Here is a 523-nt window from a genome sequence, read left to right as displayed (position 1 = left end):
ATCGACCTTGAGCTCGCTCGCCGCCTCGTCGATCAGCACTTCCAGCGCGGTCATGGTCTGCAGCGTGCCGTAGCCGCGCAGCGAACCGGCGGTGACGCCGCGCGAATGCACCGCCACAGTGGTGACGGCGACCTTCGGGATGTCGTAGATGCCGATCGCCGCGGTCGCAGCGACGGTGGCGACATTGGCGGAGAAGTTGGCAAGCCCGCCGCCGTCGAGCACATGATCGGCGGCGAATGCAGTGATCTTGCCGCTCTTGCGATCGATCCCGATCCGCGAGCGCATCTTGATCGGGTGGCGTTTGATGCCGCCCTGGAACTGCTGGTAGCGGTCGTGCGCCAGCCGCACCGGCCGTCCCGGGAAGAACATTGCCGCCAGCGCCACGTAGAGCACGAACGGGGTGTGGTCGCGGCCGCCGAAGCCGCCGCCGACATGGGCGAACTGGGCGTTGATGTGCGCGGGCCGTAACGGCGCACGGGCCTTGCCGAGCATGAAGGCGATCGACTCGGTCGCCTCATAGGGC

The 523-nt window shown here is 67.9% G+C and carries 1 protein-coding gene; it reads right to left on the bottom strand.

Going from position 1 to position 523, the window contains the following annotated elements; translation table 11 throughout:
• Positions 1–523 (bottom strand): molybdopterin cofactor-binding domain-containing protein (locus RX972_RS29250; protein ID WP_316880791.1); only part of this gene is annotated, 523 nt, incomplete at both ends.

The organism is Pseudomonas syringae group sp. J309-1 (assembly GCF_032582135.1).
Taxonomy (GTDB): Bacteria; Pseudomonadota; Gammaproteobacteria; order Pseudomonadales; family Pseudomonadaceae; genus Aquipseudomonas; species Aquipseudomonas quasicaspiana.
The sequence above is the reverse complement of the archived record's forward strand: the minus strand, read 5'-3'. Positions and strand labels throughout refer to the sequence as shown.